The 24,504-nt window shown below is 49.3% G+C and carries 22 protein-coding genes; 11 read left to right on the top strand and 11 right to left on the bottom strand.

Annotated features, from left to right (window positions below):
- Position 1: 1 nt before the first annotated feature.
- The 3 genes from ftsA to lpxC all read left to right on the top strand — a co-directional run bounded on the left by ftsA (position 2) and on the right by lpxC (position 3,491).
- Positions 2-1,258 carry a cell division protein FtsA gene (gene ftsA, locus RHD99_RS20055; RefSeq protein WP_034460940.1) on the top strand — a complete coding sequence of 419 codons (1,257 nt, stop codon included), beginning with the start codon at positions 2-4 and terminating at the stop codon, positions 1,256-1,258.
- A 63-nt stretch (positions 1,259-1,321) separates the two neighbouring features.
- Positions 1,322-2,473: a cell division protein FtsZ gene (ftsZ, locus tag RHD99_RS20050; RefSeq protein WP_064539921.1), complete on the top strand. Its 1,152-nt coding sequence runs from the start codon at positions 1,322-1,324 to the stop codon at positions 2,471-2,473.
- 100 nt (positions 2,474-2,573) lie between these two features.
- Positions 2,574-3,491 carry a UDP-3-O-acyl-N-acetylglucosamine deacetylase gene (gene lpxC, locus RHD99_RS20045; RefSeq protein WP_183272776.1) on the top strand — a complete coding sequence of 306 codons (918 nt, stop codon included), beginning with the start codon at positions 2,574-2,576 and terminating at the stop codon, positions 3,489-3,491.
- A gap of 8 nt (positions 3,492-3,499) precedes the next feature.
- On the opposite strand, the gene RHD99_RS20040 is transcribed toward lpxC, so the two are convergent.
- Positions 3,500-4,018, bottom strand: a complete 519-nt coding sequence (locus RHD99_RS20040; protein WP_183272777.1) for a DUF721 domain-containing protein — start codon at positions 4,016-4,018, stop codon at positions 3,500-3,502.
- Positions 4,019-4,040: 22 nt separating this feature from the next.
- Here RHD99_RS20040 and secM point away from each other — a divergent pair, with 22 nt between their 5' ends.
- The 3 genes from secM to mutT all read left to right on the top strand — a co-directional run bounded on the left by secM (position 4,041) and on the right by mutT (position 7,774).
- Positions 4,041-4,547, top strand: coding sequence for a secA translation cis-regulator SecM (gene secM / locus RHD99_RS20035; protein WP_183272778.1), 507 nt, complete (start codon positions 4,041-4,043; stop codon positions 4,545-4,547).
- Between the two features lie 67 nt (positions 4,548-4,614).
- Positions 4,615-7,320, top strand: a complete 2,706-nt coding sequence (secA, locus tag RHD99_RS20030) for a preprotein translocase subunit SecA (protein WP_309876133.1) — start codon at positions 4,615-4,617, stop codon at positions 7,318-7,320.
- 64 nt (positions 7,321-7,384) lie between these two features.
- Positions 7,385-7,774 carry an 8-oxo-dGTP diphosphatase MutT gene (gene mutT / locus RHD99_RS20025; protein WP_309876131.1) on the top strand — a complete coding sequence of 130 codons (390 nt, stop codon included), beginning with the start codon at positions 7,385-7,387 and terminating at the stop codon, positions 7,772-7,774.
- On the opposite strand, the gene yacG is transcribed toward mutT, so the two are convergent.
- Genes yacG through coaE form a run of 3 tightly spaced genes read right to left on the bottom strand, consistent with a single transcriptional unit; the run spans position 7,771 to position 9,341 of the window.
- Positions 7,771-7,968 carry a DNA gyrase inhibitor YacG gene (gene yacG, locus RHD99_RS20020; protein WP_183272781.1) on the bottom strand — a complete coding sequence of 66 codons (198 nt, stop codon included), beginning with the start codon at positions 7,966-7,968 and terminating at the stop codon, positions 7,771-7,773. The genes mutT and yacG overlap by 4 nt on opposite strands.
- Before the next feature lie 9 nt (positions 7,969-7,977).
- On the bottom strand, positions 7,978-8,721 hold the full coding sequence (zapD, locus tag RHD99_RS20015; RefSeq protein WP_309876127.1) for a cell division protein ZapD: 744 nt from the start codon (positions 8,719-8,721) through the stop codon (positions 7,978-7,980).
- A gap of 2 nt (positions 8,722-8,723) precedes the next feature.
- Positions 8,724-9,341, bottom strand: a complete 618-nt coding sequence (gene coaE / locus RHD99_RS20010) for a dephospho-CoA kinase (protein ID WP_183272783.1) — start codon at positions 9,339-9,341, stop codon at positions 8,724-8,726.
- 274 nt (positions 9,342-9,615) lie between these two features.
- Between coaE and RHD99_RS20005 the strand changes: the two genes are divergently transcribed.
- The gene (locus tag RHD99_RS20005) at positions 9,616-10,659 is read left to right on the top strand and encodes a GMP reductase (RefSeq protein WP_309876125.1); all 1,044 of its coding nucleotides are present in this window, start codon (positions 9,616-9,618) and stop codon (positions 10,657-10,659) included.
- Between the two features lie 36 nt (positions 10,660-10,695).
- Here the strand turns inward: RHD99_RS20005 and hofC are convergent, their stop codons facing one another.
- The 4 genes from hofC to nadC form a co-directional block, all read right to left on the bottom strand.
- Entirely contained in the window at positions 10,696-11,901 is a 1,206-nt protein-coding gene (hofC, locus tag RHD99_RS20000; RefSeq protein ID WP_309876123.1) for a protein transport protein HofC, read from the bottom strand.
- Positions 11,894-13,273 (bottom strand): type II secretion system protein GspE, encoded by a 1,380-nt coding sequence (gene gspE, locus RHD99_RS19995; RefSeq protein WP_309876121.1) that lies wholly within the window; start codon positions 13,271-13,273, stop codon positions 11,894-11,896. The genes hofC and gspE overlap by 8 nt, the downstream gene beginning before the upstream one ends.
- A 3-nt stretch (positions 13,274-13,276) precedes the next feature.
- The gene (gene ppdD / locus RHD99_RS19990) at positions 13,277-13,726 is read right to left on the bottom strand and encodes a prepilin peptidase-dependent pilin (RefSeq protein WP_309876119.1); all 450 of its coding nucleotides are present in this window, start codon (positions 13,724-13,726) and stop codon (positions 13,277-13,279) included.
- A 189-nt stretch (positions 13,727-13,915) separates the two neighbouring features.
- Positions 13,916-14,806: a carboxylating nicotinate-nucleotide diphosphorylase gene (gene nadC / locus RHD99_RS19985; RefSeq protein WP_183272788.1), complete on the bottom strand. Its 891-nt coding sequence runs from the start codon at positions 14,804-14,806 to the stop codon at positions 13,916-13,918.
- 82 nt (positions 14,807-14,888) lie between these two features.
- Between nadC and ampD the strand changes: the two genes are divergently transcribed.
- Complete coding sequence (gene ampD, locus RHD99_RS19980; RefSeq protein ID WP_309876117.1) at positions 14,889-15,452, top strand: 1,6-anhydro-N-acetylmuramyl-L-alanine amidase AmpD; 564 nt, start codon at positions 14,889-14,891, stop codon at positions 15,450-15,452.
- Positions 15,449-16,303, top strand: coding sequence for a beta-lactamase regulator AmpE (gene ampE / locus RHD99_RS19975; protein WP_183272790.1), 855 nt, complete (start codon positions 15,449-15,451; stop codon positions 16,301-16,303). Before ampD ends, ampE begins: the two co-directional genes overlap by 4 nt.
- 27 nt (positions 16,304-16,330) lie before the next feature.
- On the opposite strand, the gene RHD99_RS19970 is transcribed toward ampE, so the two are convergent.
- From RHD99_RS19970 to aroP, 3 genes are all read right to left on the bottom strand, one after another.
- Complete coding sequence (locus tag RHD99_RS19970; RefSeq protein WP_309876114.1) at positions 16,331-17,287, bottom strand: glycoside hydrolase family 43 protein; 957 nt, start codon at positions 17,285-17,287, stop codon at positions 16,331-16,333.
- A 10-nt stretch (positions 17,288-17,297) separates the two neighbouring features.
- Entirely contained in the window at positions 17,298-18,698 is a 1,401-nt protein-coding gene (locus RHD99_RS19965; protein ID WP_309876112.1) for a glycoside-pentoside-hexuronide (GPH):cation symporter, read from the bottom strand.
- Between the two features lie 264 nt (positions 18,699-18,962).
- Positions 18,963-20,333: an aromatic amino acid transporter AroP gene (gene aroP / locus RHD99_RS19960; RefSeq protein ID WP_183272862.1), complete on the bottom strand. Its 1,371-nt coding sequence runs from the start codon at positions 20,331-20,333 to the stop codon at positions 18,963-18,965.
- Positions 20,334-20,914: 581 nt separating this feature from the next.
- Between aroP and pdhR the strand changes: the two genes are divergently transcribed.
- Together pdhR and aceE are read left to right on the top strand one after the other, a co-directional pair.
- Positions 20,915-21,679 carry a pyruvate dehydrogenase complex transcriptional repressor PdhR gene (gene pdhR, locus RHD99_RS19955; RefSeq protein ID WP_064516235.1) on the top strand — a complete coding sequence of 255 codons (765 nt, stop codon included), beginning with the start codon at positions 20,915-20,917 and terminating at the stop codon, positions 21,677-21,679.
- Positions 21,680-21,828: 149 nt separating this feature from the next.
- Positions 21,829-24,492 carry a pyruvate dehydrogenase (acetyl-transferring), homodimeric type gene (aceE, locus tag RHD99_RS19950; RefSeq protein ID WP_309876110.1) on the top strand — a complete coding sequence of 888 codons (2,664 nt, stop codon included), beginning with the start codon at positions 21,829-21,831 and terminating at the stop codon, positions 24,490-24,492.
- The last annotated feature ends 12 nt before the right edge of the window (positions 24,493-24,504 follow it).

The following is a 24,504-nucleotide window of genomic DNA, read 5'->3' as shown; positions in this document are numbered from 1 at the left end:
AATGATCAAGGCGACGGACAGAAAACTGGTAGTAGGACTGGAGATCGGTACCGCAAAGGTTGCCGCTTTAGTAGGGGAAGTTCTGCCTGACGGTATGGTCAATATTATTGGCGTGGGCAGTTGCCCATCGCGTGGTATGGACAAAGGTGGCGTAAACGATCTCGAGTCAGTCGTGAAATGCGTTCAGCGCGCGATTGACCAGGCCGAATTAATGGCTGATTGCCAGATTTCTTCGGTCTACCTTGCGCTGTCAGGTAAGCACATTAGCTGTCAAAACGAGATTGGCATGGTGCCAATTTCTGAAGAAGAAGTGACGCAGGAAGACGTTGAAAACGTCGTTCACACCGCGAAATCGGTGCGTGTACGTGACGAGCATCGTGTTTTACACGTTATCCCGCAAGAATATGCAATTGACTACCAGGAAGGCATCAAAAATCCTGTAGGTTTATCGGGTGTCCGCATGCAGGCTAAGGTGCACTTGATTACTTGCCATAACGACATGGCGAAAAACATCGTTAAAGCCGTTGAACGTTGCGGCCTTAAAGTTGACCAACTGATCTTTGCAGGGCTTGCGGCAAGCTACGCAGTATTGACCGAAGATGAACGTGAGTTAGGTGTCTGCGTAGTCGATGTCGGTGGTGGTACTATGGACATCGCGGTCTACACTGGAGGCGCGTTGCGCCACACCAAAGTTATCCCATATGCAGGGAACGTGGTGACCAGCGACATCGCTTATGCCTTCGGTACACCGCCAAGTGATGCCGAAGCCATTAAAGTACGCCATGGCTGCGCACTGGGTTCGATTGTTGGCAAAGATGAAAACGTTGAAGTGCCAAGCGTCGGTGGACGTCCACCACGTAGCCTGCAACGCCAGACGCTCGCTGAAGTTATCGAGCCTCGTTATACCGAATTGTTGAACCTGGTAAACGAAGAGATTTTGCAATTACAAGAGCAACTTCGCCAACAGGGTGTGAAGCACCACCTGGCGGCGGGGATTGTGCTAACGGGTGGCGCGGCGCAAATTGAAGGCCTGGCAGCCTGTGCGCAACGTGTATTCCATACGCAAGTGCGTATCGGACAACCGTTAAATATTACTGGCCTGACTGATTATGCCCAGGAGTCTTATTACTCCACAGCAGTCGGCTTGCTGCACTACGGGAAGGAAACACATCTCAGTGGTGAAGCAGAAGTGGAAAAAAGGACCTCTGTCGGCTCATGGATTAAGCGAATCAACAGCTGGCTGAGAAAAGAGTTTTAAATTTTATAAGAGACCAGACAAAATTAGTGGTCTCAGGCGACAGGCACAAAACGGAGAGAAACTATGTTTGAACCTATGGAACTGACCAACGACGCGGTGATTAAAGTCATCGGCGTCGGTGGTGGCGGCGGCAATGCCGTTGAGCACATGGTGCGCGAACGCATCGAAGGTGTTGAATTCTTTGCAGTGAATACTGACGCTCAAGCGTTACGTAAAACTGCGGTAGGCCAGACTATCCAGATTGGTAATGGTATTACCAAAGGTCTGGGTGCTGGGGCTAACCCTGAAGTGGGCCGTACTGCTGCGGAAGAAGACCGTGATGCATTACGTGCTGCACTGGAAGGCGCAGACATGGTATTTATCGCCGCAGGTATGGGTGGCGGTACAGGTACAGGTGCAGCACCTGTAGTTGCAGAAGTCGCTAAAGATCTGGGCATCCTGACCGTAGCTGTTGTGACGAAGCCTTTCAACTTTGAAGGCAAGAAGCGCATGGCATTCGCGGAGCAGGGTATTGCCGAACTGTCTAAGCATGTTGACTCATTGATCACCATCCCGAATGACAAACTGCTGAAAGTTCTGGGCCGCGGTATCTCTTTGCTTGACGCTTTTGGCGCAGCTAACGACGTACTGAAAGGCGCAGTGCAGGGTATCGCTGAACTGATTACCCGTCCGGGTCTGATGAACGTCGACTTTGCTGACGTGCGCACCGTAATGTCCGAAATGGGATATGCCATGATGGGTTCCGGTGTGGCAAGTGGCGAAGACCGTGCAGAAGAAGCGGCAGAAATGGCGATTTCCAGCCCACTGTTGGAAGACATCGACCTGTCTGGTGCGCGTGGCGTTCTTGTCAACATCACCGCTGGTTTCGACCTGCGTCTGGATGAGTTCGAGACTGTGGGTAACACCATTCGTGCGTTTGCATCTGATAACGCCACGGTAGTTATCGGTACATCTCTGGATCCAGAGATGAATGACGAACTGCGTGTGACCGTTGTTGCAACCGGTATTGGTATGGACAAACGTCCAGAAATCACTCTGGTGACCAACAAGCAAACTCAGCAACCTGTAATGGATCGCTACCAGCAGCACGGAATGGCTCCGCTTCAACAAGAGCAAAAGCCCGTTGCTAAAGTAGTGAATGACAATACGCCACAAACAACGAAAGAGCCTGATTATCTGGATATTCCAGCGTTTTTGCGCAAGCAAGCTGATTAAGAATAAACCGGAAGTTGGGGATCTCCGCTCTTTGTGCTAAACTGGTCCACCGATTGTGATATACACTTCGGTTGGATAGGTAATTTGGCGAGATTATACGATGATCAAACAAAGGACACTTAAACGTATCGTTCAGGCGACTGGTGTCGGTTTACATACCGGCAAGAAAGTCACACTGACGTTGCGCCCTGCGCCGGCAAATACCGGGGTCATCTATCGTCGCACCGACTTGAATCCTCCGGTAGATTTTCCGGCAGATGCCAAATCTGTGCGTGATACCATGCTCTGTACTTGCCTGGTGAACGAGCACGATGTGCGGATTTCTACCGTTGAGCATTTAAATGCCGCCCTTGCGGGATTAGGTATTGATAACATCATTATTGAAGTCAATGCCCCAGAAATCCCAATCATGGACGGTAGTGCAGCGCCATTCGTCTACCTGCTGCTTGATGCCGGGATTGACGAATTAAACTGTGCGAAGAAATTTGTGCGCGTCAAAGAAACAGTTCGCGTTGAAGATGGCGATAAATGGGCTGAATTCAAACCGTATAATGGTTTCTCGTTGGATTTCACCATCGACTTTAACCATCCGGCGATTGATGCCAGCACCCAACGCTACAGCATGAACTTCTCTGCGGAAGCATTTATGCGCCAGATTAGTCGTGCTCGTACCTTCGGTTTTATGCGTGATATCGAATATCTGCAGTCCCGTGGTTTGTGCCTGGGCGGTAGCTTCGATTGTGCCATCGTTGTTGACGATTATCGCGTACTGAACGAAGACGGCCTGCGTTTTGAAGATGAATTCGTTCGTCACAAAATGCTCGACGCGATTGGCGACTTGTTCATGTGCGGCCACAACATTATTGGTGCGTTTACTGCCTATAAGTCTGGCCATGCGCTGAATAACAAATTGCTTCAAGCGGTTCTGGCGAAGCAAGAAGCCTGGGAATGGGCAACTTTCCAGGACGATGCCGAACTTCCGTTAGCGTTCAAAGCACCGAAAATGGTTCTGGCTTAACTCCAGAATTATTTATTGCGACTGGTTTCATTGGTACTCTCTCCGGCCAATGATGCCAGTCGTTCTATTGCTGCCTTTAATTTCTCTGGGCTACGTTCAGCCACCATCCGTAATGCCTGAGCACTTTGCTGACTCAATTCTCTGTTTACCCCTTCAGTTTTACCTTTCACCGTTTGAATGCTGTTTTCTTGTACTGATTCTTGCCCAATAGCAGCCAGTGATGGATTAATCCTGATGTCGATTGATGTCAATGATGGTAATATTTGTGCGCGTAATGCACTCAGTAGCGTGGCTTGTTCATAGCGTAATCGCATCAGCCAGCTAGCATTCGCGGTTTCAAGTACGAGAATGCCTTGTCGGAAATTAGCTACCCGGCACCAGGGATGCAGTTGAGCGGGTAATATCCCTTTTACTGCCCTGTTGAGCTTAAGTAGCGCAGTTGCGCGTTGTTGCACGTTTTGCAACACGCTTTCGGCACCAGCATCATCGAACAAATGATCTAAAGATTGTGGGCGACTATCACGCATACATAATGCTCCGGCGGATAAAGTGATTGGTATTCTAAATCGTTGGCGACAGTTTGGCAGACGTTATTTCTGGCCGCATCTCCTGTTGGGGATGGTCGCGGCGAGTTTTGGCATGCCTGCTCTCAGCCAAAATACCGAGCCAACAGCACCCGCAGAAACGTCTACCAGCAGTCATGACTACCTGAATAAGGTCAGCTTCAACAGTCTGGCATTATTGCAGGAAAGTACCCGGCGACCATCATTTAGTGTCGATTACTGGCATCAACATGCCATTCGCACAGTAATTCGCCATCTTTCATTTGCTATGGCACCCCAGACGTTGCCAGCAGCACAAGAAAGCTTGCCACTTCAGGCACACAAACTTGCTTTGCTGGATACGCTCACGGCGCTCCTCACTCAGGAAAGCAAACCCCCTGTAATTGTGCGCCATACTGCACTTTGGCAATCCCCTGCGGTTGAGACTTTCAGTCCTGCCATTTGGATTAGCCAGGTTTACGGTATCCGCGCCGGTCCGCAACGCCTCAGCTAAAACCATTCCCTTAAATTATAACGTTATTTTTAGCTCTGCCCTGACGGCAGGCGTTTGAGAATTTATTATGCTAATCAAATTATTAACTAAAGTTTTCGGTAGCCGTAACGACCGCACCCTGCGTCGTATGCGTAAAGTTGTTACTCTGATCAACAGCATGGAACCGGAAATTGAAAAACTTTCCGATGACGAATTAAAAGCAAAAACCAATGAGTTTCGTGCACGCCTTGAGAAAGGTGAAGTGCTTGAAAATCTGATCCCTGAAGCTTTCGCCGTTGTTCGTGAAGCGAGTAAGCGTGTATTCGGTATGCGTCACTTCGACGTGCAGTTGCTCGGCGGTATGGTTCTAAACGACCGTTGTATCGCAGAGATGCGTACAGGTGAAGGTAAAACGCTGACTGCAACGCTGCCAGCGTATCTGAACGCATTGAGCGGCCGCGGTGTTCACGTGGTTACCGTGAACGACTACCTGGCCCAGCGTGATGCTGAAAACAACCGCCCTTTGTTCGAATACCTAGGTTTGAGTGTAGGTATCAACTTGCCTAACATGCCAGCCGTTGCAAAACGCGAAGCTTATGCAGCTGACATTACTTACGGCACCAACAACGAATATGGTTTCGACTACCTGCGCGACAACATGGCATTCAGCCCTGAAGAACGTGTTCAGCGTAAACTGCACTATGCGTTGGTGGATGAGGTTGACTCAATTCTTATCGATGAAGCGCGTACTCCGCTTATCATTTCTGGTCCTGCTGAAGACAGCTCCGAGATGTATAAAAAAGTAAACAAAATCATCCCAAGCCTGATTCGTCAGGAAAAAGAAGATTCTGATACTTTCCAGGGTGAAGGTCACTTCTCAGTAGACGAAAAATCTCGTCAGGTAAACATTACCGAACGCGGTCTGGTACTGGTTGAAGAACTGCTGGTACGTGAAGGCATCATGGAGGAAGGTGAATCACTTTACTCTCCGACCAATATCATGCTGATGCACCACGTAACTGCTGCATTGCGTGCGCATGTGCTGTTCACCCGTGACGTTGACTACATCGTGAAAGATGGCGAAGTCATCATCGTTGATGAACATACCGGCCGTACTATGCAAGGTCGCCGTTGGTCTGATGGCTTGCACCAGGCTGTTGAAGCCAAAGAAGGTGTCGACATTCAGAATGAAAACCAAACGCTGGCGTCCATTACCTTCCAGAACTACTTCCGCCTGTATGAAAAACTGGCTGGTATGACGGGTACAGCAGACACTGAAGCGTTTGAATTCAGCTCAATCTATAAACTCGATACCATCGTTGTGCCAACCAACCGCCCAATGATCCGTAAAGATATGCCTGATTTGGTCTATATGACCGAAGCGGACAAGATTACTGCGATTATTGAAGATATTAAAGAGCGTACAGCGAACGGTCAGCCAGTGCTGGTGGGGACAATTTCTATCGAGAAATCCGAGGTGGTTTCTGCTGAATTGACCAAAGCTGGTATCAAGCACAATGTTCTTAACGCTAAGTTCCACGCGAATGAAGCAGGGATTGTTGCCCAGGCGGGTTATCCAGCCGCAGTGACCATTGCGACTAACATGGCAGGTCGTGGTACCGATATCGTATTGGGTGGTAGCTGGCAGGCAGAAGTCGCTGAGCTGGAAAATCCAACCCCAGAACAAATCGCGCAGATTAAAGCAGACTGGCAGGTTCGCCATGACGCGGTTCTGGCATCGGGTGGTTTGCACATCATCGGTACAGAGCGTCACGAATCTCGTCGTATCGATAACCAGTTACGTGGTCGTTCTGGTCGTCAGGGTGATGCGGGCTCATCTCGTTTCTACCTCTCTATGGAAGATTCCCTGATGCGTATTTTTGCATCAGATCGCGTTTCAGGCATGATGCGTAAACTGGGGATGAAACCAGGCGAAGCCATTGAGCACCCATGGGTGACTAAGGCGATTGCTAACGCACAACGTAAAGTTGAAAGCCGCAACTTTGATATTCGTAAACAGCTGCTTGAATACGATGATGTAGCTAACGATCAGCGTCGCGCTATCTACAGCCAGCGTAACGAATTGCTGGATGTAAGTGACGTCAGTGAAACTATCAACAGCATCCGTGAAGATGTCTTTAAAGTGACTATCGATACACACATTCCTCCGCAGTCACTGGAAGAAATGTGGGATGTTGAAGGCCTGCAAGAGCGCCTGAAAAACGACTTCGACCTCGATCTGCCAATCAAAGAGTGGCTGGATAAAGAACCTGAGCTGCATGAAGAAACTCTGCGTGAGCGTATTCTGCAGAACGCTGCCGAAGTGTATAAGCGTAAGGAAGAGGTCGTTGGTGTTGAAATGATGCGTCATTTCGAAAAAGGCGTGATGCTACAGACTCTGGATTCATTGTGGAAAGAGCACCTGGCGGCAATGGACTATTTGCGTCAGGGCATTCACTTGCGTGGCTATGCACAAAAAGATCCTAAGCAAGAATACAAGCGTGAATCTTTTGCCATGTTTGCTTCTATGCTCGAAGCTCTGAAATATGAAGTTATCAGTACGTTGAGCAAAGTTCAGGTGCGTATGCCTGAAGAAGTCGAAGCGATGGAACAGCACCGTCGTGAAGAAGCTGAGCGTCTGGCACAGATGCAACAGTTGAGTCACCAGGATGACGAGACGCTGGCTGCAGAGTCACTGGCAGCAGAAACGGGTGAGCGCAAAGTAGGTCGTAATGATCCTTGCCCATGCGGTTCTGGTAAAAAATACAAACAGTGTCATGGCCGTTTAAGCTAAGAACGGTATTGTCGACGAAGGCGCAGCTTGCTGCGCCTTTTTTCTATGGAGTACCTGCACAAAAATGAAACAACTAGAAATTGCCGTCGGTATCATTCGCAACTCTCAGCGGGAGATTTTTATCACGCAACGAGCTGCTGACGCTCATATGGCAAATAAACTGGAATTCCCGGGAGGAAAAATCGAAACCGGTGAAACGCCAGAACAAGCATTAGTTCGTGAACTACAGGAAGAAACAGGCATTACAGCGAACCAGTTTGGACTGTATGAAAAACTTTCTTATCAGTTCCCGGATCGGTTTATCACTTTGTGGTTTTTCATGGTGGAAAGCTGGGAAGGCGAGCCATGGGGCAAAGAAGGGCAACCGGGTCAATGGATTGCGCAAAATTCGCTGGTGGCAGCAGATTTCCCACCAGCAAATGAACCGATTATCAGCAAATTACTGCAGAGTTAACGCAGGTCTTCTTCACTCCAGTCATCACTCTCTGACAAATCGCCGCTGCTAGGAATACGTTTTTCCTCGGCGGCCCATTCACCTAAGTCAATGAGTTGGCAGCGTTTGCTGCAAAACGGGCGGTATGGGCTGGTTTCATTCCAGATAACAACTTTGCCACAACCCGGGCAGTTTACTTTTGTTGGTTCAGACATATGCGCTCCTTAACAGCATGCCAGCTCAAAATCGAGGCGCTCAGGGATAATTCCATTTTCGCTATCAAGCGGTAAAAAACGGATCGCAAAACGGCTTTTATGCCCGGAAACCTGAGGGTAAAGCTGTGAAGAGAGAGAAAGCTGCAAACGCAGCAAATCAGCATCATCACCATTGTCCTGATAAAAACCGTTCAGACTGGTTTGCTTACGGAATGGCGCAGAATTACGAATAATATCCAGTAGCAGATCCAATGCCTGTTTCAACGGCTGCAAACTTGTCAGCCAGGCATTAATTTGTGCATTGCGCTGATCTTGTGGCGAATAAAGCCAGATATGCAAAGTTGGTAAATCAAAGCTACAGCAACCACCTGGAATACTTAGACGCTGACGAACAAGGGCAATCAGACGATCTTCACGCAAAGACTGCCCGAGGCGCGGTGCTGCCATTAAAACACTGCCGCGTTCTTTTAGTTGGCTACGCAGCGAATCGATAAGCTGCATATCTACACCAGGAACTTCGGCCCAGCTCAATAGTTTACGCTGCTGGCGCTCCAGTTCTTTGAGAATATCTGTGCGGATCTCGCCGCGCTCAAAGACGTCTAGCAGGTCACCGACATTACGGAAAAAATGAAGGGCTTTGGAAGTCTCATCTACCGGTAATGAACTTTCGAGCTGTTGGATTAAAAACTCGATACGCAACCAGGTGCGCATTTTTTCATTCAGTGGGTGCTCAAAAAGAATCTGGGTGCTCATTATTAATTTTCCTGCTGTGCGGCCTGGGCCGCCAGTTCCAGATACTGGCGGTGCAGACGGTCAACATGTGCGGCCACCTGCTCGGCGGCACCATCATTATTAATTACATCATCGGCAACGCTCAAGCGTGCCTCGCGTGTCACCTGTGCCGCAAGGATTTGTTGCACATGTTCACAACTGACTTTATCGCGCGCAATAGTACGTGCGATTTGTACCTCTGGTGAGACATCCACAACCAGCACGCGATCGGCCATCTGCTGAAGGTTATTCTCAATTAGCAACGGAACAACCCACAAAACGTAGGGAGAAACGGCTTGATTGATTTCAATTCGGGTTCGTTGATGGATAAGTGGATGTAACAGTGCATTGAGCCACTGTTTTTCCTCTGGGGAGGAGAAGATCTTTTCACGAAGAACCCGGCGGTTAAGAGAGCCGTCCTGAAGAAGAATTTCTTTACCAAAATGGTCAGAGATAATGGTGAGAGCAGGCTGCCCTGGCTCAACAACCTGACGAGCAATCACGTCAGCGTCTACAACGGTAATACCTAATCGGGAAAAGTTATCGGCGACAGTACTTTTACCACTGCCAATCCCGCCCGTTAATGCCACCGTATAAACCATAAAAACCAGACCCTAAATCTACGTTTTATCAAGGATATAAAAAGTTAATTTATACCTGGTATGTTGCAGGAAGGCGCGGAGGCATTGGAAAAATGAACCCCATATAGCGATTTCCTGTTTCTCAGGTAAATTTTAACGATTGTAGCGCAAAAAAGAGTGTTTTCGCAGTCTTGCAGCGGCATTAATAGTGCGTATGATAACGTCACTGGAATTGGTGCCTAAATAGCCAATTGCGTTCACGCGTCCTTCGCCATTCGACCCAGGAATCTGCAACATGCGTATTGAAGAAGATTTGAAGTTAGGTTTTAAAGACGTTCTTATTCGCCCAAAACGTTCCACTCTTAAAAGCCGCTCTGATGTAGAGCTTGAGCGCCAATTCACTTTCAAACATTCCGGTATTGCATGGTCAGGTATTCCGATCATTGCGGCTAACATGGACACCGTTGGTACATTCGGTATGGCTCAGGCGTTAGCCTCGTTTGATATCCTGACTGCGGTCCATAAACACTACTCTGTGGAAGAGTGGAGCAACTTCGTTAAGTCTGTGTCAGACGACATCCTGAAGTTCGTTATGGTTTCAACCGGTACATCAGACGCTGATTTCCAGAAAACCAAGCAGATTCTTTCTCTTCATCCTGCACTGCAATTTATCTGCATCGACGTGGCTAACGGCTACTCTGAACACTTCACTCAGTTCTTATCTAAAGCGCGTGAAGCATGGCCGGATAAAGTTATCTGTGCAGGCAACGTTGTCACTGGTGAAATGTGCGAAGAGCTAATCCTTTCTGGTGCTGACATTGTTAAAGTCGGCATCGGCCCTGGTTCCGTATGCACTACTCGCGTGAAAACAGGCGTAGGTTACCCACAACTGTCTGCTGTGATTGAATGTGCTGATGCTGCTCATGGCCTTGGCGGTCAGATTGTTAGCGACGGTGGCTGTACTGTTCCGGGTGATGTTGCTAAAGCATTCGGCGGCGGTGCAGATTTCGTGATGCTCGGCGGTATGCTGGCTGGCCACGAAGAAAGCGGCGGTACAGTTGTTGAAGAAAACGGCGAGAAATTCATGCTGTTCTATGGCATGAGCTCTGAATCTGCAATGACTCGCCACGTTGGTGGTGTTGCACAATACCGTGCAGCGGAAGGCAAAACAGTAAAACTGCCTTTACGTGGCCCTGTAGAAAACACTGCCCGTGATATCCTGGGCGGATTGCGTTCTGCATGTACTTACGTTGGTGCTTCTCGTTTGAAAGAGTTGACCAAGCGCACGACGTTTATTCGTGTTGCTGAGCAGGAAAACCGCGTTTTCAATAGCCTCTAAGCTATACACGCATACGGTGCGGCACTCGCTGCACCGTCATCCAGCACTCATTGCGTCTCCTAGCTGGAAAATAGGTAGGTACATCGCAATCACCAACGTCCCAATTATGACTCCCACGATTAACATCATTATCGGTTCCAGCGCAGCGGCCAGGTTATCAGCCCGTTCTTCCGTATTGTTGTGATGCCAGCTCGCCAGTTTTTCCAGCATCAAATCTAAAGCACCTGACTCTTCACCCACTCGTACTAACTGGCAACACAACGGCGTGAATCGCTCACTCTCGGTGAGTGCAAGCCAAAACGGGACACCTTGCATCACTTTGGTACTAATGTGTGAAATAACCTTCTTCCACAACAGTGATGAGAGGGTTGTCTCCACTGCACTAAGCCCTTGCAGCAAAGGGATCCCTGCCTGTTGGGATAGCGAAAGAGTGGTATAGATTTGGCTGAGAACTTGTCCGCGCCATAGCGGGGCAACCAGAGGCATGCGGAGTAATAGATTTTGTTCATACTCTTGCCAGTGAGGTTTTCGTTGTCGAAGAAAATATCCGCAAGCAAAGAGGGTGGCACACACCAGTAACCACCCCAACCCTTGTGTTGTTACCCAGTTTGAAATCGCCATTACTGCCAGTGTTATAGCAGGCAGAGGAGCGTTAAAAGACCGATAGATATTGGCAAACTCCGGCAATACAAATCCCATCATCCCGATAGTGACAAGCAGAGCGACAGCCATAATAAACATTGGGTAACGTAAGGCTTTCATGACCTTTTTATGCAGTTGATACAGTTTTTCTTGTTGATCAGCCAGCCTTTTGCAACATTCGTCTAGCTTCCCCGTTAACTCACCAATATGAATCAGGGCAATAAACAATGCGGGGAACATCTTCGGCCATTGGCTTAATGCGGCTGAAAATGGCGTACCACTCGAAACACGTTTTTCTATGTCTTTTAGTAATGCAGACCATTCTTCAAAGGGATGCTGCTGTGCGATAAGCAACAGCCCATCAGATAAAGAAATTCCAGCCTGGAGTAAAGTGGCAAGCTGGCGAAATACCTGAATTTTTTGCTGAATATGCCAGCAACCACGGCGGGTTCGCGACGTTTTGCGTAGATGCAAAAGCTGAAGATCCGCATTGAACAATTGATCGGTAACGGATGCGGTATCTTCTGCAATTAACGTTCCCTTTTGGAGTTGCCCGAATTGATCGACCGCTTTCCAGTGCCAGAGCAAAAATTTAGCCATGAGGCACACCCAGCACACGATACAGTTCTTCAAGCGTAGTTAGACCCTGTTCAACAGCCTGACATCCCCTTTCGAATAGCGTCATCATGCCGTGTTGACGAGCGAGCGTTTCGAGCTCGTGAGCAGCCATCCCCTTGATAATGGCTGTTTGTAGGGCGGGTTCGATAAGCAGGATCTCAAACAATGCGCTTCGCCCATAAAAGCCACCGTAGCAACGTTCGCACCCCACTGCCTGCCAGTGGGGTAATGCTCGTTTCCAGAGTGTTGTCGGAAGGAGGATGTCATCGGGATGTTGCTGCTTGCAGTGAGGGCAGAGTTTGCGAACCAGACGCTGTGCGACCACCATGTTCAACGCAGAAGCTAACATCCAGGGCTCTACTCCCATTTGTTGCAGGCGAACGACGCTCTCTGCCGTCGAGTTGGTATGCAGAGTTGAAAGAACAAGATGCCCGGTCTGTGCCGCCTTAATGGCAATCTCTGCGGTATCGCCGTCCCGAATCTCACCCACCATGATGATATCGGGATCCTGGCGCAGTAAGGCGCGTAATACACTGTGGAAGTTCAGCCCGGCTTTGCTGTTTATTTGCGTTTGATTGAGTCCACGCATCGGGATCTCTATAGGATCTTCTACGCTACAGAGGTTGCTGGAAACCTGGTTTAGGATTTTTAGTGCACTGTAAAGCGTGATGGTTTTGCCGCTCCCGGTGGGGCCGGTGACCAGGATCATGCCTTGCGGGTTGGCTAAACAATGCTGAAAGCGGATGCAATCATCTGGTGACATGCCTAAATCCGAAAGCTCAAAAGTTTGTTCGGTCTGGGTCATTAAACGTAAAACAACTTTCTCACCGTGATACACCGGTAACGTAGCAATGCGAAATGAACATTTATGCTGTTCGACTTCAATCTCCATTTGCCCGTCCTGCGGCAGACGGCGCTCCGCAATATCCAGATTCCCCAGTACTTTTAGTCGTGCAGTTAACGGAGCGGCTACATGAGCCGGAAGGAGAGGTTGCAGTTGCAGTACTCCATCGACCCGAAAACGAATCTGGTAGCCTTGCTCTATCGGCTCAAAGTGAATGTCCGATGCGCGCAACTGAATCGCTTTGTGAAGCGTTTCCTGTAGCAGTTGAACCACGGGAGCGGTGTTTTCATGCTGTACATCTGTGTTTACCAAAACACCAGAATGCCGTGCTTTTTCTAACTGTTCAGCCGACCAGTATTCAACGTTTACCTCCGTATCGCAGATAAAACGCAATGCTTCAAAAAACTGAGCGGATGGATTCGGTGCAATAGCGATGTGCAGTATGGGATCTTCAGAAAGTAATACCGCCTGATACTGGTTGCACAGAGCCAAGATTTGCCGATTCTCCATGGCTTAGTGACTCGCAGAGTTATTATCAAAACGGAAAACTTCTTCGCAGCTTTGCTTCAGCGAAGCGCCATCGGTGGTGGCACAGGTCCGACTCCAGCCTTCAACGCCCTCCGCGTCACTCCATCGTGGAGATAACGAAACGGTAAGACCGTTCAGGCTTTCTTGCCCGGTCAGCATGACAATGCCGTTTGCAACGCTCATATCGCTGATATAACGGGTCGTTTTAGGCGAAGGAATACTGTTACTACCCGCATTGCACTGGCTAATCCCACCCCGCTCAATCGCACAAAGTTCAATGGCGGTACGGTAGGGAACAAAGGTTTGTAACATGTCGGTAAGTGCCGCTTTTCGTAGGTAGTTCTGATAGGCGGGAATTCCAATGGCACTCAGTATCGCGATAATGCCGATAACCACCATTAGCTCGATAAGTGTAAATCCACGTTGTTTGTTCATATGCCGCTCCTGATTGGGATGGCGGCACTTTGCGCTGTAAAAAACCGACAGGCGAGAGTGAGTTATAGCTTCAGGAAGGGGCTTTCCAGCATTTCTGTGAAGTTTGCACGGAGCAACAATGAAAATGCGAGCATTGACGCAAGGGAATGAAAAAGGCAGAGGAGTTTCACCCCATCTGCCTGGCAGAAATTAGCGGAAGCGCATTGAGAGATCGAGTGCGCGGACATGTTTAGTCAGCGCGCCCACAGAGATAAAGTCGACACCGGTTTCAGCAAATTCACGGATGGTTTCTTTCGTCACGTTTCCAGAAACTTCCAGACGTGCTTTGCCATTTGTGAGAACGACAGCCTTGCGCATATCTTCAACATTGAAATTATCGAGCATGATAATGTCAGCGCCGGCATGTAGCGCTTGCTCCAGCTCTTTAAGTGACTCAACTTCAACTTCCACAGGCACATCAGGGTGATACCAGAATGCTTTTTCTACCGCCTGGCGAATAGAACCGGAAGATATGATGTGGTTTTCTTTAATCAAAAAAGCATCAGACAAGCCCAGGCGATGGTTACTGCCACCACCGCATAGCACCGCGTATTTCAGTGCCGTGCGCAGGCCTGGTAGAGTTTTACGCGTATCAAGCAGTTGGGTATTTGTTCCTGCCAGCAGATCAACATAAGTGCGAACTTCGCTGGCAACGCCTGACAAGGTTTGTACAAAGTTCAGCGCGGTACGTTCACCAGTGAGCAGCACGCGTGAAAGCCCCGTCAGTTCGAATAAAGGCTGGTCTACCACTACGGTTTGGCCATCTTCAACATGCCAGGTGACTTTGACATCCCCGCCAAGCTGAATAAATACCTCTTCGACCCAACGTTTGCCGCAGAACACACCGTCTTCACGGGTGATAACAACGGCATGCGAACGATGATCAGCATCCAGTAATTGCGCGGTGATATCGTTATTTGGATCGATCTCACCACCAAGATCTTCGCGCAAAGCCTGCGAAACAGCCTGTGGAATATCAAGGTTGATACGGTCGAGAAGCTCGTCACGTCGGCGGTCTGAGTTATAACGGCGAGGCGGCATGATAAAACTCCGAAATGGCTTAGTTAATGTCGAAACATGCTACATTGATGCGACGCCAAGTACCACTCAAAGGAGACCGCGGATGCAGCTAAAAAACGGCTGGCTGGTGGGTGTTAAGCAAGTTCCTTCCCCACATTTTGATTGCCGACCGGAGGATGAGACACCTTCGCTACTGGTGGTGCATAACATCAGTTTGCCACCGGGAGAGTTTGGTGGCCCATGGATTGACGCGCTGTTTACCGGAACGCTCGAGGCGCACGCCCATCCCTATTTTGAGGGAATTGCTCATTTGCGTGTTTCCGCACATTGTTTGATTCGCCGTGACGGTGAAATCGTTCAGTATGTTCCTTTCGATAAACGCGCCTGGCATGCAGGAATCTCTTTATATCAGGGGCGTGAGCGTTGTAACGATTTTTCAATTGGTATTGAGTTGGAGGGGACAGATACGCTCCCCTATACTGATGCGCAATATCAACAGCTTACTGTGATTACTGACACACTAATTCAGGCTTATCCGGCTATTGCAGACCATATGACTGGGCATTGCGATATAGCCCCGGGGCGCAAAACAGACCCAGGTCCTGTTTTTGACTGGCCGCGTTTTCGCCACTCGGTTGAGGTAACGTCAAATAAGGAGATGAAATGACGCTGTTTACGTTGCTGCTGGTGATGATTTGGGAACGGTTGTTCAAACTGGGCGAGCACTGGCAGCTTGATCACCGCCTTGAAGTTCTCTTTCGGCGGGTAAAAAGTTTTTCTCTGCTTCGTACGATCTTGATGACTGCTCTGTGCATGCTGGTGGTTTTCCTGGGGATTCGTGCGTTACAAGGTTTGTTCTTTAATGTGCCGTTGTTGGTGTTCTGGATTGCCCTCGGTGTTTTGTGCATGGGCGCAGGCCAGGTTCGTTTGCATTACCACGCTTATTTAAAGGCCGCGAGCCACGACGACAGCCATGCTCGTGATGCAATGGCGAGTGAGCTAACGTTGATCCATGGGGTTCCGCCAGATTGCGATGAACGTGAATATCTGAAAGAGCTGCAAAACGCGCTTTTGTGGATTAACTTTCGTTTTTACCTCGCACCGCTTTTTTGGTTTATCGTCGGTGGAGTTTGGGGGCCAGTAACGCTGGCAGGTTATGCGTTCTTGCGCGCGTGGCAAACCTGGCTTGCTCGCCATCACTCGCCACAACAGCGTTTGCATTCTGGTATCGATGCGATTTTGCATGTTCTGGATTGGGTGCCGGTGCGTCTGGTTGGCGTGGTATATGCGCTGGTGGGCCACGGTGAGCGAGCTCTTCCTGCATGGTTTGCTTCACTGGCTGACCGCCATACTTCGCAATATCAGGTGTTGACTCAGTTGGCGCAGTTTTCGCTAGCACGCGAGCCGCATCTGGATAAAGTGAAAACACCAAAAGCTGCCGTAACGATGGCAAAGAAAACGTCTTTGGTGATTTTGGTGGTGGTGGCGTTACTGACGATTTACGGCACTCTGGTTTAAGCAAAATAACCAGAGCACCGTATTAGGTTAGTGGGTGTCAGCAGGCGGTATGCCAAACAGTGGCATACCGTTTTCGTCCCATTCGAGTGTTTTCAGACGTGTATGACGATTTGGGTCATACAGTGGATCGCCTTCAATTTCCGTGTAGTTCCGTGCGTGATAGACCAGCACATCTTTCCCGTCTTTTGTTTTAGTAAAACTGTTATGCCCTGGCCCGAACTGTTTGTTTGGGTAACTGGTGGTAAACACGGGCTGCGAAGATTTATGCCAGTTTGCTGCGTGGGTTGGGTCAGCATTGAGATCGATCCACAGCAATCCGATACAGTAGTTTTCGTCGGTGGCGCTTGCGGAGTAGCTGACAAACAGTTTGTCGCCGTGAACCAATACCGCGGGCCCTTCATTGACCAGAAAACCCCGGCATTCCCAGTCCAGCTCAGGCTTACTTAACAACACGGGTTTGCCTTTGATTGCCCATGGCGTTTCCAGTTCGGCGAGATACAGATTTGAGTTACCCGCAATATTGGGGTCTTTCTGCGCCCATAAATACCACTGTTTCCCTTGATGGCGGAAAGTAGTGGCATCCAGGCAGAAGCTGTCGAACTGCGTTTTTACCTGGCCTTTTTCTACCCATTTACCCGTTAAGGGATTTGCATCGGCACACTCCAGGGCAAACATCCGGTGCTGGAACATATTTAGCTCGTCCAGCTCCTGTGTGTGGGTTGCGGCAAAGTAGATGTACCATTTTCCGTCAATATGGTGCAGCTCTGGTGCCCAGATCAGTTCGCTCATCGGGCCGCAGCTCGGTTTGCGCCACACAACGGCGGGTTGGGCATTTGGCAGTTCGCTTATTGTTGCCGCACGGCGGATTTCCAGCCTGTCGTACTCGGGTACTGATGCAATAAAGTAGTACTCATCTTCATGCAGCAAAATAAACGGATCGGCACGCTGTTCGATAAATGGATTAGGCCATTGCTCCTGATTCATAAGGCTTTCCTTATAGTTTCGCTTCGACGGGTTTGCTGTCGTGATATTCGTTCAATTCGCGATAGTTAAGACGGCGCTTTTCAAGGTCTGCCTGAATGCGCTGCATCATTTCACGGTCAACTTTCAGCAGGCGTACGACCCCTGCGGTAATCAGGTATCCAACGCCGGGAATGATGGTGAACAGCATCACAATGCCGTTGATTGAATCCGCACTTTGTTGTTTCGCACCGGCATCGTAGCCGTACCAGGAAAGCAAGAAACCTACCATTGCGCCCGCAATCGCCAGACCCAATTTCAGGAAGAACAAGTTACCGGAGAAGCTAATGCCGGTGATGCGTTTACCGGTTTTCCACTCGCCGTAATCATCAACGTCAGCCATCAACGACCAGTGCAGCGGCGAAGGAATCTGGTGCAGAATGTTCAGCAGGAAATACATCACCACAATGAGCGTGGTCGCGTGCGGGTCGAGGAAGTAGAAGCCGCATGAGAAAATTGCCAATACGATGTTGGTCCAGAAAAACACTTTCAGTTTGCAAATACGGTCAGTTAACACTTTAGCCAGCATGCTGCCGCCCATCATGCCAACCACGCCAAGGCTGATGAAGAGGGTGGCGAAACTGGTGCTTTGGCCCATCACCCAGGTGACGTAATACATGGTTGCTGCCATGCGGATAAACCCTGGGCAAACGTTACACAGCGTCAGAAGTAAAATCCGCACCCACTGGTCATTTTTCCACACGTCTTTCAGGTCAGATTTTAAATCGTCATTGCTGGGTACCGCAGGGCGTACGCGCTCTCTGACGGTCGTGAAGCAGAACAGGAACATACACATGCCGAGCACGGCCAGAATGCCCATCGCCATTTGGTAGCCTTTCGCTTTATCACCGCCGCCAAACCAGTCAACCATTGGCAGCAAGGAGAGTGAAAGGATAAGTGTCGCGATACCGACCATGACGAAGCGATAGGACTGGCAGGCAACACGTTCTTTCGGGTCGTTTGTAATCACGCTTCCCAGGGAGCAATAGGGAATGTTGATCGCGGTATAGGTTAATGAGAGCAGGAAGTAAGTGACGAAGGCATAGATAACTTTGCTGCTGTATCCCCAGTCGGGCGTGGTAAACATCAGGTAACTGAAGAAGGCAAAAGGCGCTGCCATCCATAAAATCCATGGACGAAAACGCCCCCAACGGCTTTGGGTTCTGTCGGCAATAGCGCCCATAATAGGGTCGGTAACGGCATCAATGACCCTGATTGAAAGCAGCATAACTCCAACAAGTGCCGGAGACAGGCCAAAGATGTCAGTGTAAAAATAGTTAACAAACAACATAATGGCGCCAAAGATAATATTGCACCCGGCGTCGCCCATTCCATAGCCGATCTTTTCTTTAATTGATAGTTTGCTGTTTTCCATTGGAAATGCTCCTGGCCTGAATATGGACAAGAGTATTGGGCTATTGGAATAAATTTGCGTGTCAGGAAACCGTTGCAGAGATGGACAATACTGTCGTTGTAAAGGAAGTGTGAAGCAGATAACAAAGCGCCCGTCATACTTCGAGCTACATCTTTGTTGGCTACGTTCATTCACCCGACTCACTTAGTTTACTAAGCTCATCGGGATTCATTCTCTTGCCGCCGTGATGTAACTCGAATTATTTAGGGCGCTGTAACGTCACCTTTAAGCTTTAACGCTTTTCAGGTTTTGTTGTTTAATGAAGTAACCAATACCCAGAATCACGATCCACACCGGAATCAGCCACACAGAGATGGCCATGCCCGGGGTGATTGCCATAATGACGAGAACAGCCGCCATAAACAGCAGGCAAACATAGTTACCCAACGGATAGAACAGGGCAGGGAACTTACTCTTAACCCCTTGTTGTTGCTTAGCCTTGCGGAACTTAATGTGTGCCAGGCTAATCATCGCCCAGTTGATCACCAGTGCCGATACCACCAACGCCATCAGCAGGCCAAAGGCTTCTGCCGGGGCAAAGTAGTTAATCAGTACACACAACGCGGTGAACAGTGCAGAAACCAGAATGGTATTTACCGGCACGCCGCGTTTATCCACTTTCTGGAACGCTTTTGGCGCGTTGCCTTGCTGTGCCAGACCAAACAGCATACGGCTGTTACAGTAAACACAGCTGTTATAAACAGACAGTGCAGCGGTCAGAACCACAACGTTAAGTGCGTTTGCTACGAAAGTGTCACCCAGTTCGTGGAAAATCAGTACGAACGGGCTGGTATCAGCGGTCACGCGAGTCCATGGCATCAGAGACAGCAGAACAGCCAGTGAGCCCACATAGAAAATCAGAATACGATAGATAACCTGGTTGGTCGCTTTAGGAATGCTGACTTCTGGGTTATCCGCTTCTGCAGCAGTAATACCGACCAGCTCAAGCCCGCCGAAAGAGAACATGATAATCGCCATCATCATGACTAACCCGGTAAAGCCGTGTGGCAAGAATCCACCTTGCTCCCAAAGGTTACGAACAGTCGCTTGTGGGCCTGCATGGCCGCCAAACAGCAACCAGGCGCCAAACACGATCATGGCAACGACGGCGATGACTTTAATGATAGCGAACCAAAACTCCATTTCACCGAACACTTTTACGTTAGTCAGGTTGATGGCATTGATCACGACAAAAAAGACGGCGGCAGAGGCCCAGGTTGGGATCTCGGGATACCAGAACTGGATGTACTTACCTACCGCGGTGAGCTCTGCCATCGCTACGAGTACATACAGCACCCAGTAGTTCCAGCCAGACGCAAACCCTGCAAATCCACCCCAGTATTTGTAAGCAAAGTGACTAAAAGAACCCGCTACAGGCTCTTCAACAACCATTTCACCCAACTGGCGCATGATCAGAAAGGCAATAAAACCTGCAATCGCGTAGCCAAGAATAATCCCCGGCCCGGCGGATTGGATGACAGACGCACTGCCCAAAAACAGCCCTGTTCCGATAGCTCCACCCAGCGCGATGAGCTGGATATGGCGGTTTTTAAGGCCGCGTTTCAGCGTGTCGCCTTGCTGTTGACCTTCCATAATTTAACCTCGTGTGTGGTTATTTTCAGGGCGCTGACCGCGCCTCTGTAAGTTTGTAATTCCGCATTGTGTAGTAATTATTTTACGGTTTTTAATTCCAGTATTTTGCGTAGTGGACTACCGCAGCGCAAAGAATAGTGGTAGACGCAAATGTTTGCACCTGCTTTCTATTACTGGCGTGACCAGTTGAATAAAAAGAAAGCAGTTTGATTCCGCGCATCTCTTCTACTTCTGCAGTTATTTCTTCAGCCTAAGCGCAACCAGTGAATTAATATTCATATTTTAAACTGATGAATCGGTTCAATTTGCAAGAAAATCCATTTTTTACTGTTTCGTAAAAGTTAAATGCATCTGGGTGTGAGTAAATGTGACATTTGTGCAAAGTTACAACCTTGAAACATCATTTCTGTAATCTTGTTAAAATGTGCCGGGTTTAATGATTTCAATCAAAACCAATATGGACAGAAGGTGAATACTTTGTTACTTTAGCGTCAAGAATGTGAAATTGGTCATACCAATTGACTTTGCCCAGAATGATGTAATGTTTGAAGGGCATAAGCGCTAATGGCAGAGACAGGGAATAAATGGCCTACAGCAAAATCCGCCAACCAAAACTATCCGATGTGATTGAGCAGCAGTTGGAGTTTCTCATCCTCGAGGGAACCTTGCGTCCCGGCGAAAAACTCCCACCAGAGCGTGAATTGGCAAAACAGTTCGACGTTTCTCGTCCTTCACTACGCGAGGCCATTCAGCGTCTCGAAGCGAAAGGGCTCCTGCTTCGTCGTCAGGGCGGCGGTACTTTTGTCCAAAACAGCCTTTGGCAAAGTTTAAGCGACCCGCTGGTCGAACTGTTGTCTGACCATCCTGAATCCCAGTTTGATCTGCTTGAAACCCGCCATGCACTTGAAGGTATCGCTGCGTATTACGCTGCCTTGCGTGGTACGGACGAAGATCTCAAACGCATTGGCGACTGTCATTTAGCCATTCAAAAAGCACAAGAGTCCGGCGATCTGGATGCTGAATCCGATGCGGTCATGCAGTATCAAATCGCTGTAACCGAAGCCGCCCACAACGTGGTGCTACTACACTTGTTGCGCTGCATGTCACCGATGCTCGAACAAAACGTTCGTCAGAATTTTGAATTGCTCTATGCGCGCCGGGAAATGCTGGCGCAAGTGAGCAGCCATCGCGCCAGCATTTTTGCGGCGATTATGGCTCGCCAGCCGGAGCAGGCGCGCGAAGCGTCGCACCGCCACCTGGCATTTATTGAAGAAATATTGCTGGATCGCAGCCGCGAACAGAGTCGTCGAGAACGTTCTCTGCGGCGCTTACAGCAACGTAAGGAATGAGAACCTGAAATATCTGGTTCTTTTAAGCGCCACTATTTAGAGCGCGGCAACTAAACGCAGAACCTGTCTTATTGTGTTTTTTCAAGGAAAGCACAATTAGACAGGTTCCAGATAATCAACGTATTAGACACAGATAAGGAATACCACCCATGTCAGAACGTTTCCCAAATGACGTGGATCCGATCGAAACTCGCGACTGGCAACAGGCGATCGAATCGGTCATCCGTGAAGAAGGTGTTGAGCGCGCACAGTACCTGATTGATCAGTTACTGAGCGAAGCCCGTAAAGGTGGAGTAAAAGTTGCAGAAGGTTCTGCTGCCCGCCAGTACGTAAACTCCATCGCCGTTGAAGATGAACCGGAATACCCGGGGAATCTGGAGCTGGAACGCCGTATTCGTTCTGCTATCCGTTGGAATGCCATCATGACTGTCCTGCGTGCGTCTAAAAAAGACCTCGATCTGGGCGGCCATATGTCCTCTTTCCAGTCTTCTGCAACCGTGTATGACGTGTGTTTCAACCACTTCTTCCGCGCTCGCAATGCAAAAGATGGCGGCGATCTGGTGTACTTCCAGGGCCACATCTCCCCAGGCGTTTACGCACGTGCTTTCCTTGAAGGCCGCCTGACTGAAGAGCAGATGAACAATTTCCGTCAGGAAGTTCACGGTAATGGTCTGTCCTCTTACCCGCACCCGAAATTGATGCCAGAATTCTGGCAGTTCCCGACCGTATCTATGGGTCTGGGTCCAATCGGTGCAATCTATCAGGCTAAATTCCAGAAATACCTGGAACACCGTGGTCTGAAAGACACTTCCGCACAGCGCGTTTACGCGTTCCTGGGCGATGGTGAGATGGATGAGCCAGAATCCAAAGGTGCGATCACTATCGCAACCCGTGAAAAACTGGATAACCTGTGCTTCATCATCAACTGTAACCTCCAGCGTCTGGATGGCCCAGTAACCGGTAACGGCAAAATCATTAACGAACTGGAAGGTATCTTCGCGGGTGCTGGCTGGAACGTTATCAAAGTGATCTGGGGCTCTCGTTGGGATGCTCTGCTGCGTAAAGATACCAGCGGTAAACTGTTGCAGTTGATGGGCGAAACCGTTGACGGTGACTACCAGACCTTCAAATCCAAAAATGGCGCTTACGTTCGTGAGCACTTCTTCGGTCGTTATCCAGAAACTGCTGCACTGGTTAAAGATATGTCCGACGATGAGATTTGGGCTCTGAACCGTGGCGGCCACGATCCGAAGAAAATCTACGCTGCACTGAAAAATGCACAAGAAACCAAAGGCAAAGCAACTGTCATCCTGGCTCATACCGTTAAAGGTTATGGCATGGGTGAAACTGCCGAAGGTAAAAACATCGCTCACCAGGTTAAGAAAATGAACATGGACGGCGTACGTTATGTGCGTGACCGTTTCAATGTGCCGGTGACCGATGCTGAAATCGAAAAACTGCCATACATTAAGTTCGAAGAAGGCAGCGAAGAGTACAAATACCTGCATGGCCAGCGTGAAAAACTGAACGGCTACCTGCCGACTCGCCTGCCAAAATTCACCGAGAAACTGGATCTGCCTACCCTGGCCGACTTCAGCTCTCTGTTAGAAGAGCAGAACAAAGAAATCTCTACCACTATCGCTTTCGTTCGTGCCCTGAACGTGATGCTGAAGAACCCGTCTATCAAAGACCGTCTGGTTCCAATCATTGCCGATGAAGCGCGTACTTTCGGTATGGAAGGTCTGTTCCGTCAGATCGGTATTTACAGCCCGAACGGCCAGCAGTACACCCCGCAGGACCGTGAGCAGGTTGCATACTATAAAGAAGACGAGAAAGGTCAGATTCTGCAAGAAGGTATCAACGAGCTGGGCGCAGGTTCTTCCTGGCTGGCTGCTGCGACCTCTTACAGCACCAACGATCTGCCAATGATCCCGTTCTACATCTACTACTCCATGTTCGGTTTCCAACGTATTGGCGATCTGTGCTGGGCAGCGGGTGACCAACAGGCGCGTGGCTTCCTGGTCGGTGGGACTTCTGGTCGTACAACGCTTAACGGTGAAGGTCTGCAGCACGAAGATGGCCACAGCCATATTCAGTCTCTGACTATCCCTAACTGTATCTCTTACGATCCATCTTACGCTTACGAAGTTGCAGTCATCATGCATGACGGCCTGGTGCGTATGTACGGTGAAGCGCAAGAGAACATTTACTACTACATCACTACACTGAACGAAAACTACCACATGCCAGCCATGCCAGAAGGCGCGGAAGAAGGCATCCGTAAAGGTATCTACAAGCTGGAAACAGTTGAAGGTACTAAAGGTAAAGTTCAGCTGATGGGCTCTGGTTCTATCCTGCGTCACGTACGTGAAGCAGCACAGATCCTGGCTAAAGATTACGGCGTGGGCTCTGATGTGTTCAGCGTAACCTCCTTCACCGAACTGGCTCGTGATGGTCAGGACTGTGAGCGTTGGAACATGCTGCACCCAACTGCAGAACCACGTGTACCGTACGTTGCTCAGGTGATGAGCGATGCACCAGCGGTAGCGTCTACTGACTATATGAAACTGTTCGCTGAGCAGATCCGTAACTTCATCCCGGCAAGCGATTACCGCGTACTGGGTACTGATGGCTTCGGTCGTTCAGACAGCCGTGAAAACCTGCGTCACCACTTCGAAGTGGACGCATCTTACGTGGTTGTTGCAGCACTTGGCGAACTGGCTAAACGTGGCGAAATCGATAAGAAAGTGGTGGCTGACGCTATCACCAAATTCAACATCGATGCAGATAAAGTCAACCCGCGTCTGGCATAAGAGGTAAAGAAT

The organism is Buttiauxella selenatireducens, from assembly GCF_031432975.1.
In the GTDB taxonomy this organism is placed as follows: domain Bacteria; phylum Pseudomonadota; class Gammaproteobacteria; order Enterobacterales; family Enterobacteriaceae; genus Buttiauxella; species Buttiauxella selenatireducens.
The sequence above is the reverse complement of the archived record's forward strand: the minus strand, read 5'-3'. Positions and strand labels throughout refer to the sequence as shown.

Excerpts from the sequence above, each read along its gene's own strand:
- ftsA (WP_034460940.1), top strand. The coding sequence starts at position 2 with ATGATCAAGGCGACGGACAGAAAACTGGTAGTAGGACTGGAGATCGGT.
- ftsZ (WP_064539921.1), top strand. The coding sequence starts at position 1,322 with ATGTTTGAACCTATGGAACTGACCAACGACGCGGTGATTAAAGTCATC.
- lpxC (WP_183272776.1), top strand. The coding sequence starts at position 2,574 with ATGATCAAACAAAGGACACTTAAACGTATCGTTCAGGCGACTGGTGTC.
- RHD99_RS20040 (WP_183272777.1), bottom strand. The coding sequence starts at position 4,018 with ATGCGTGATAGTCGCCCACAATCTTTAGATCATTTGTTCGATGATGCT.
- secA (WP_309876133.1), top strand. The coding sequence starts at position 4,615 with ATGCTAATCAAATTATTAACTAAAGTTTTCGGTAGCCGTAACGACCGC.
- mutT (WP_309876131.1), top strand. The coding sequence starts at position 7,385 with ATGAAACAACTAGAAATTGCCGTCGGTATCATTCGCAACTCTCAGCGG.
- yacG (WP_183272781.1), bottom strand. The coding sequence starts at position 7,968 with ATGTCTGAACCAACAAAAGTAAACTGCCCGGGTTGTGGCAAAGTTGTT.
- zapD (WP_309876127.1), bottom strand. The coding sequence starts at position 8,721 with ATGAGCACCCAGATTCTTTTTGAGCACCCACTGAATGAAAAAATGCGC.
- coaE (WP_183272783.1), bottom strand. The coding sequence starts at position 9,341 with ATGGTTTATACGGTGGCATTAACGGGCGGGATTGGCAGTGGTAAAAGT.
- RHD99_RS20005 (WP_309876125.1), top strand. The coding sequence starts at position 9,616 with ATGCGTATTGAAGAAGATTTGAAGTTAGGTTTTAAAGACGTTCTTATT.
- hofC (WP_309876123.1), bottom strand. The coding sequence starts at position 11,901 with ATGGCTAAATTTTTGCTCTGGCACTGGAAAGCGGTCGATCAATTCGGG.
- gspE (WP_309876121.1), bottom strand. The coding sequence starts at position 13,273 with ATGGAGAATCGGCAAATCTTGGCTCTGTGCAACCAGTATCAGGCGGTA.
- ppdD (WP_309876119.1), bottom strand. The coding sequence starts at position 13,726 with ATGAACAAACAACGTGGATTTACACTTATCGAGCTAATGGTGGTTATC.
- nadC (WP_183272788.1), bottom strand. The coding sequence starts at position 14,806 with ATGCCGCCTCGCCGTTATAACTCAGACCGCCGACGTGACGAGCTTCTC.
- ampD (WP_309876117.1), top strand. The coding sequence starts at position 14,889 with ATGCAGCTAAAAAACGGCTGGCTGGTGGGTGTTAAGCAAGTTCCTTCC.
- ampE (WP_183272790.1), top strand. The coding sequence starts at position 15,449 with ATGACGCTGTTTACGTTGCTGCTGGTGATGATTTGGGAACGGTTGTTC.
- RHD99_RS19970 (WP_309876114.1), bottom strand. The coding sequence starts at position 17,287 with ATGAATCAGGAGCAATGGCCTAATCCATTTATCGAACAGCGTGCCGAT.
- RHD99_RS19965 (WP_309876112.1), bottom strand. The coding sequence starts at position 18,698 with ATGGAAAACAGCAAACTATCAATTAAAGAAAAGATCGGCTATGGAATG.
- pdhR (WP_064516235.1), top strand. The coding sequence starts at position 20,915 with ATGGCCTACAGCAAAATCCGCCAACCAAAACTATCCGATGTGATTGAG.
- aceE (WP_309876110.1), top strand. The coding sequence starts at position 21,829 with ATGTCAGAACGTTTCCCAAATGACGTGGATCCGATCGAAACTCGCGAC.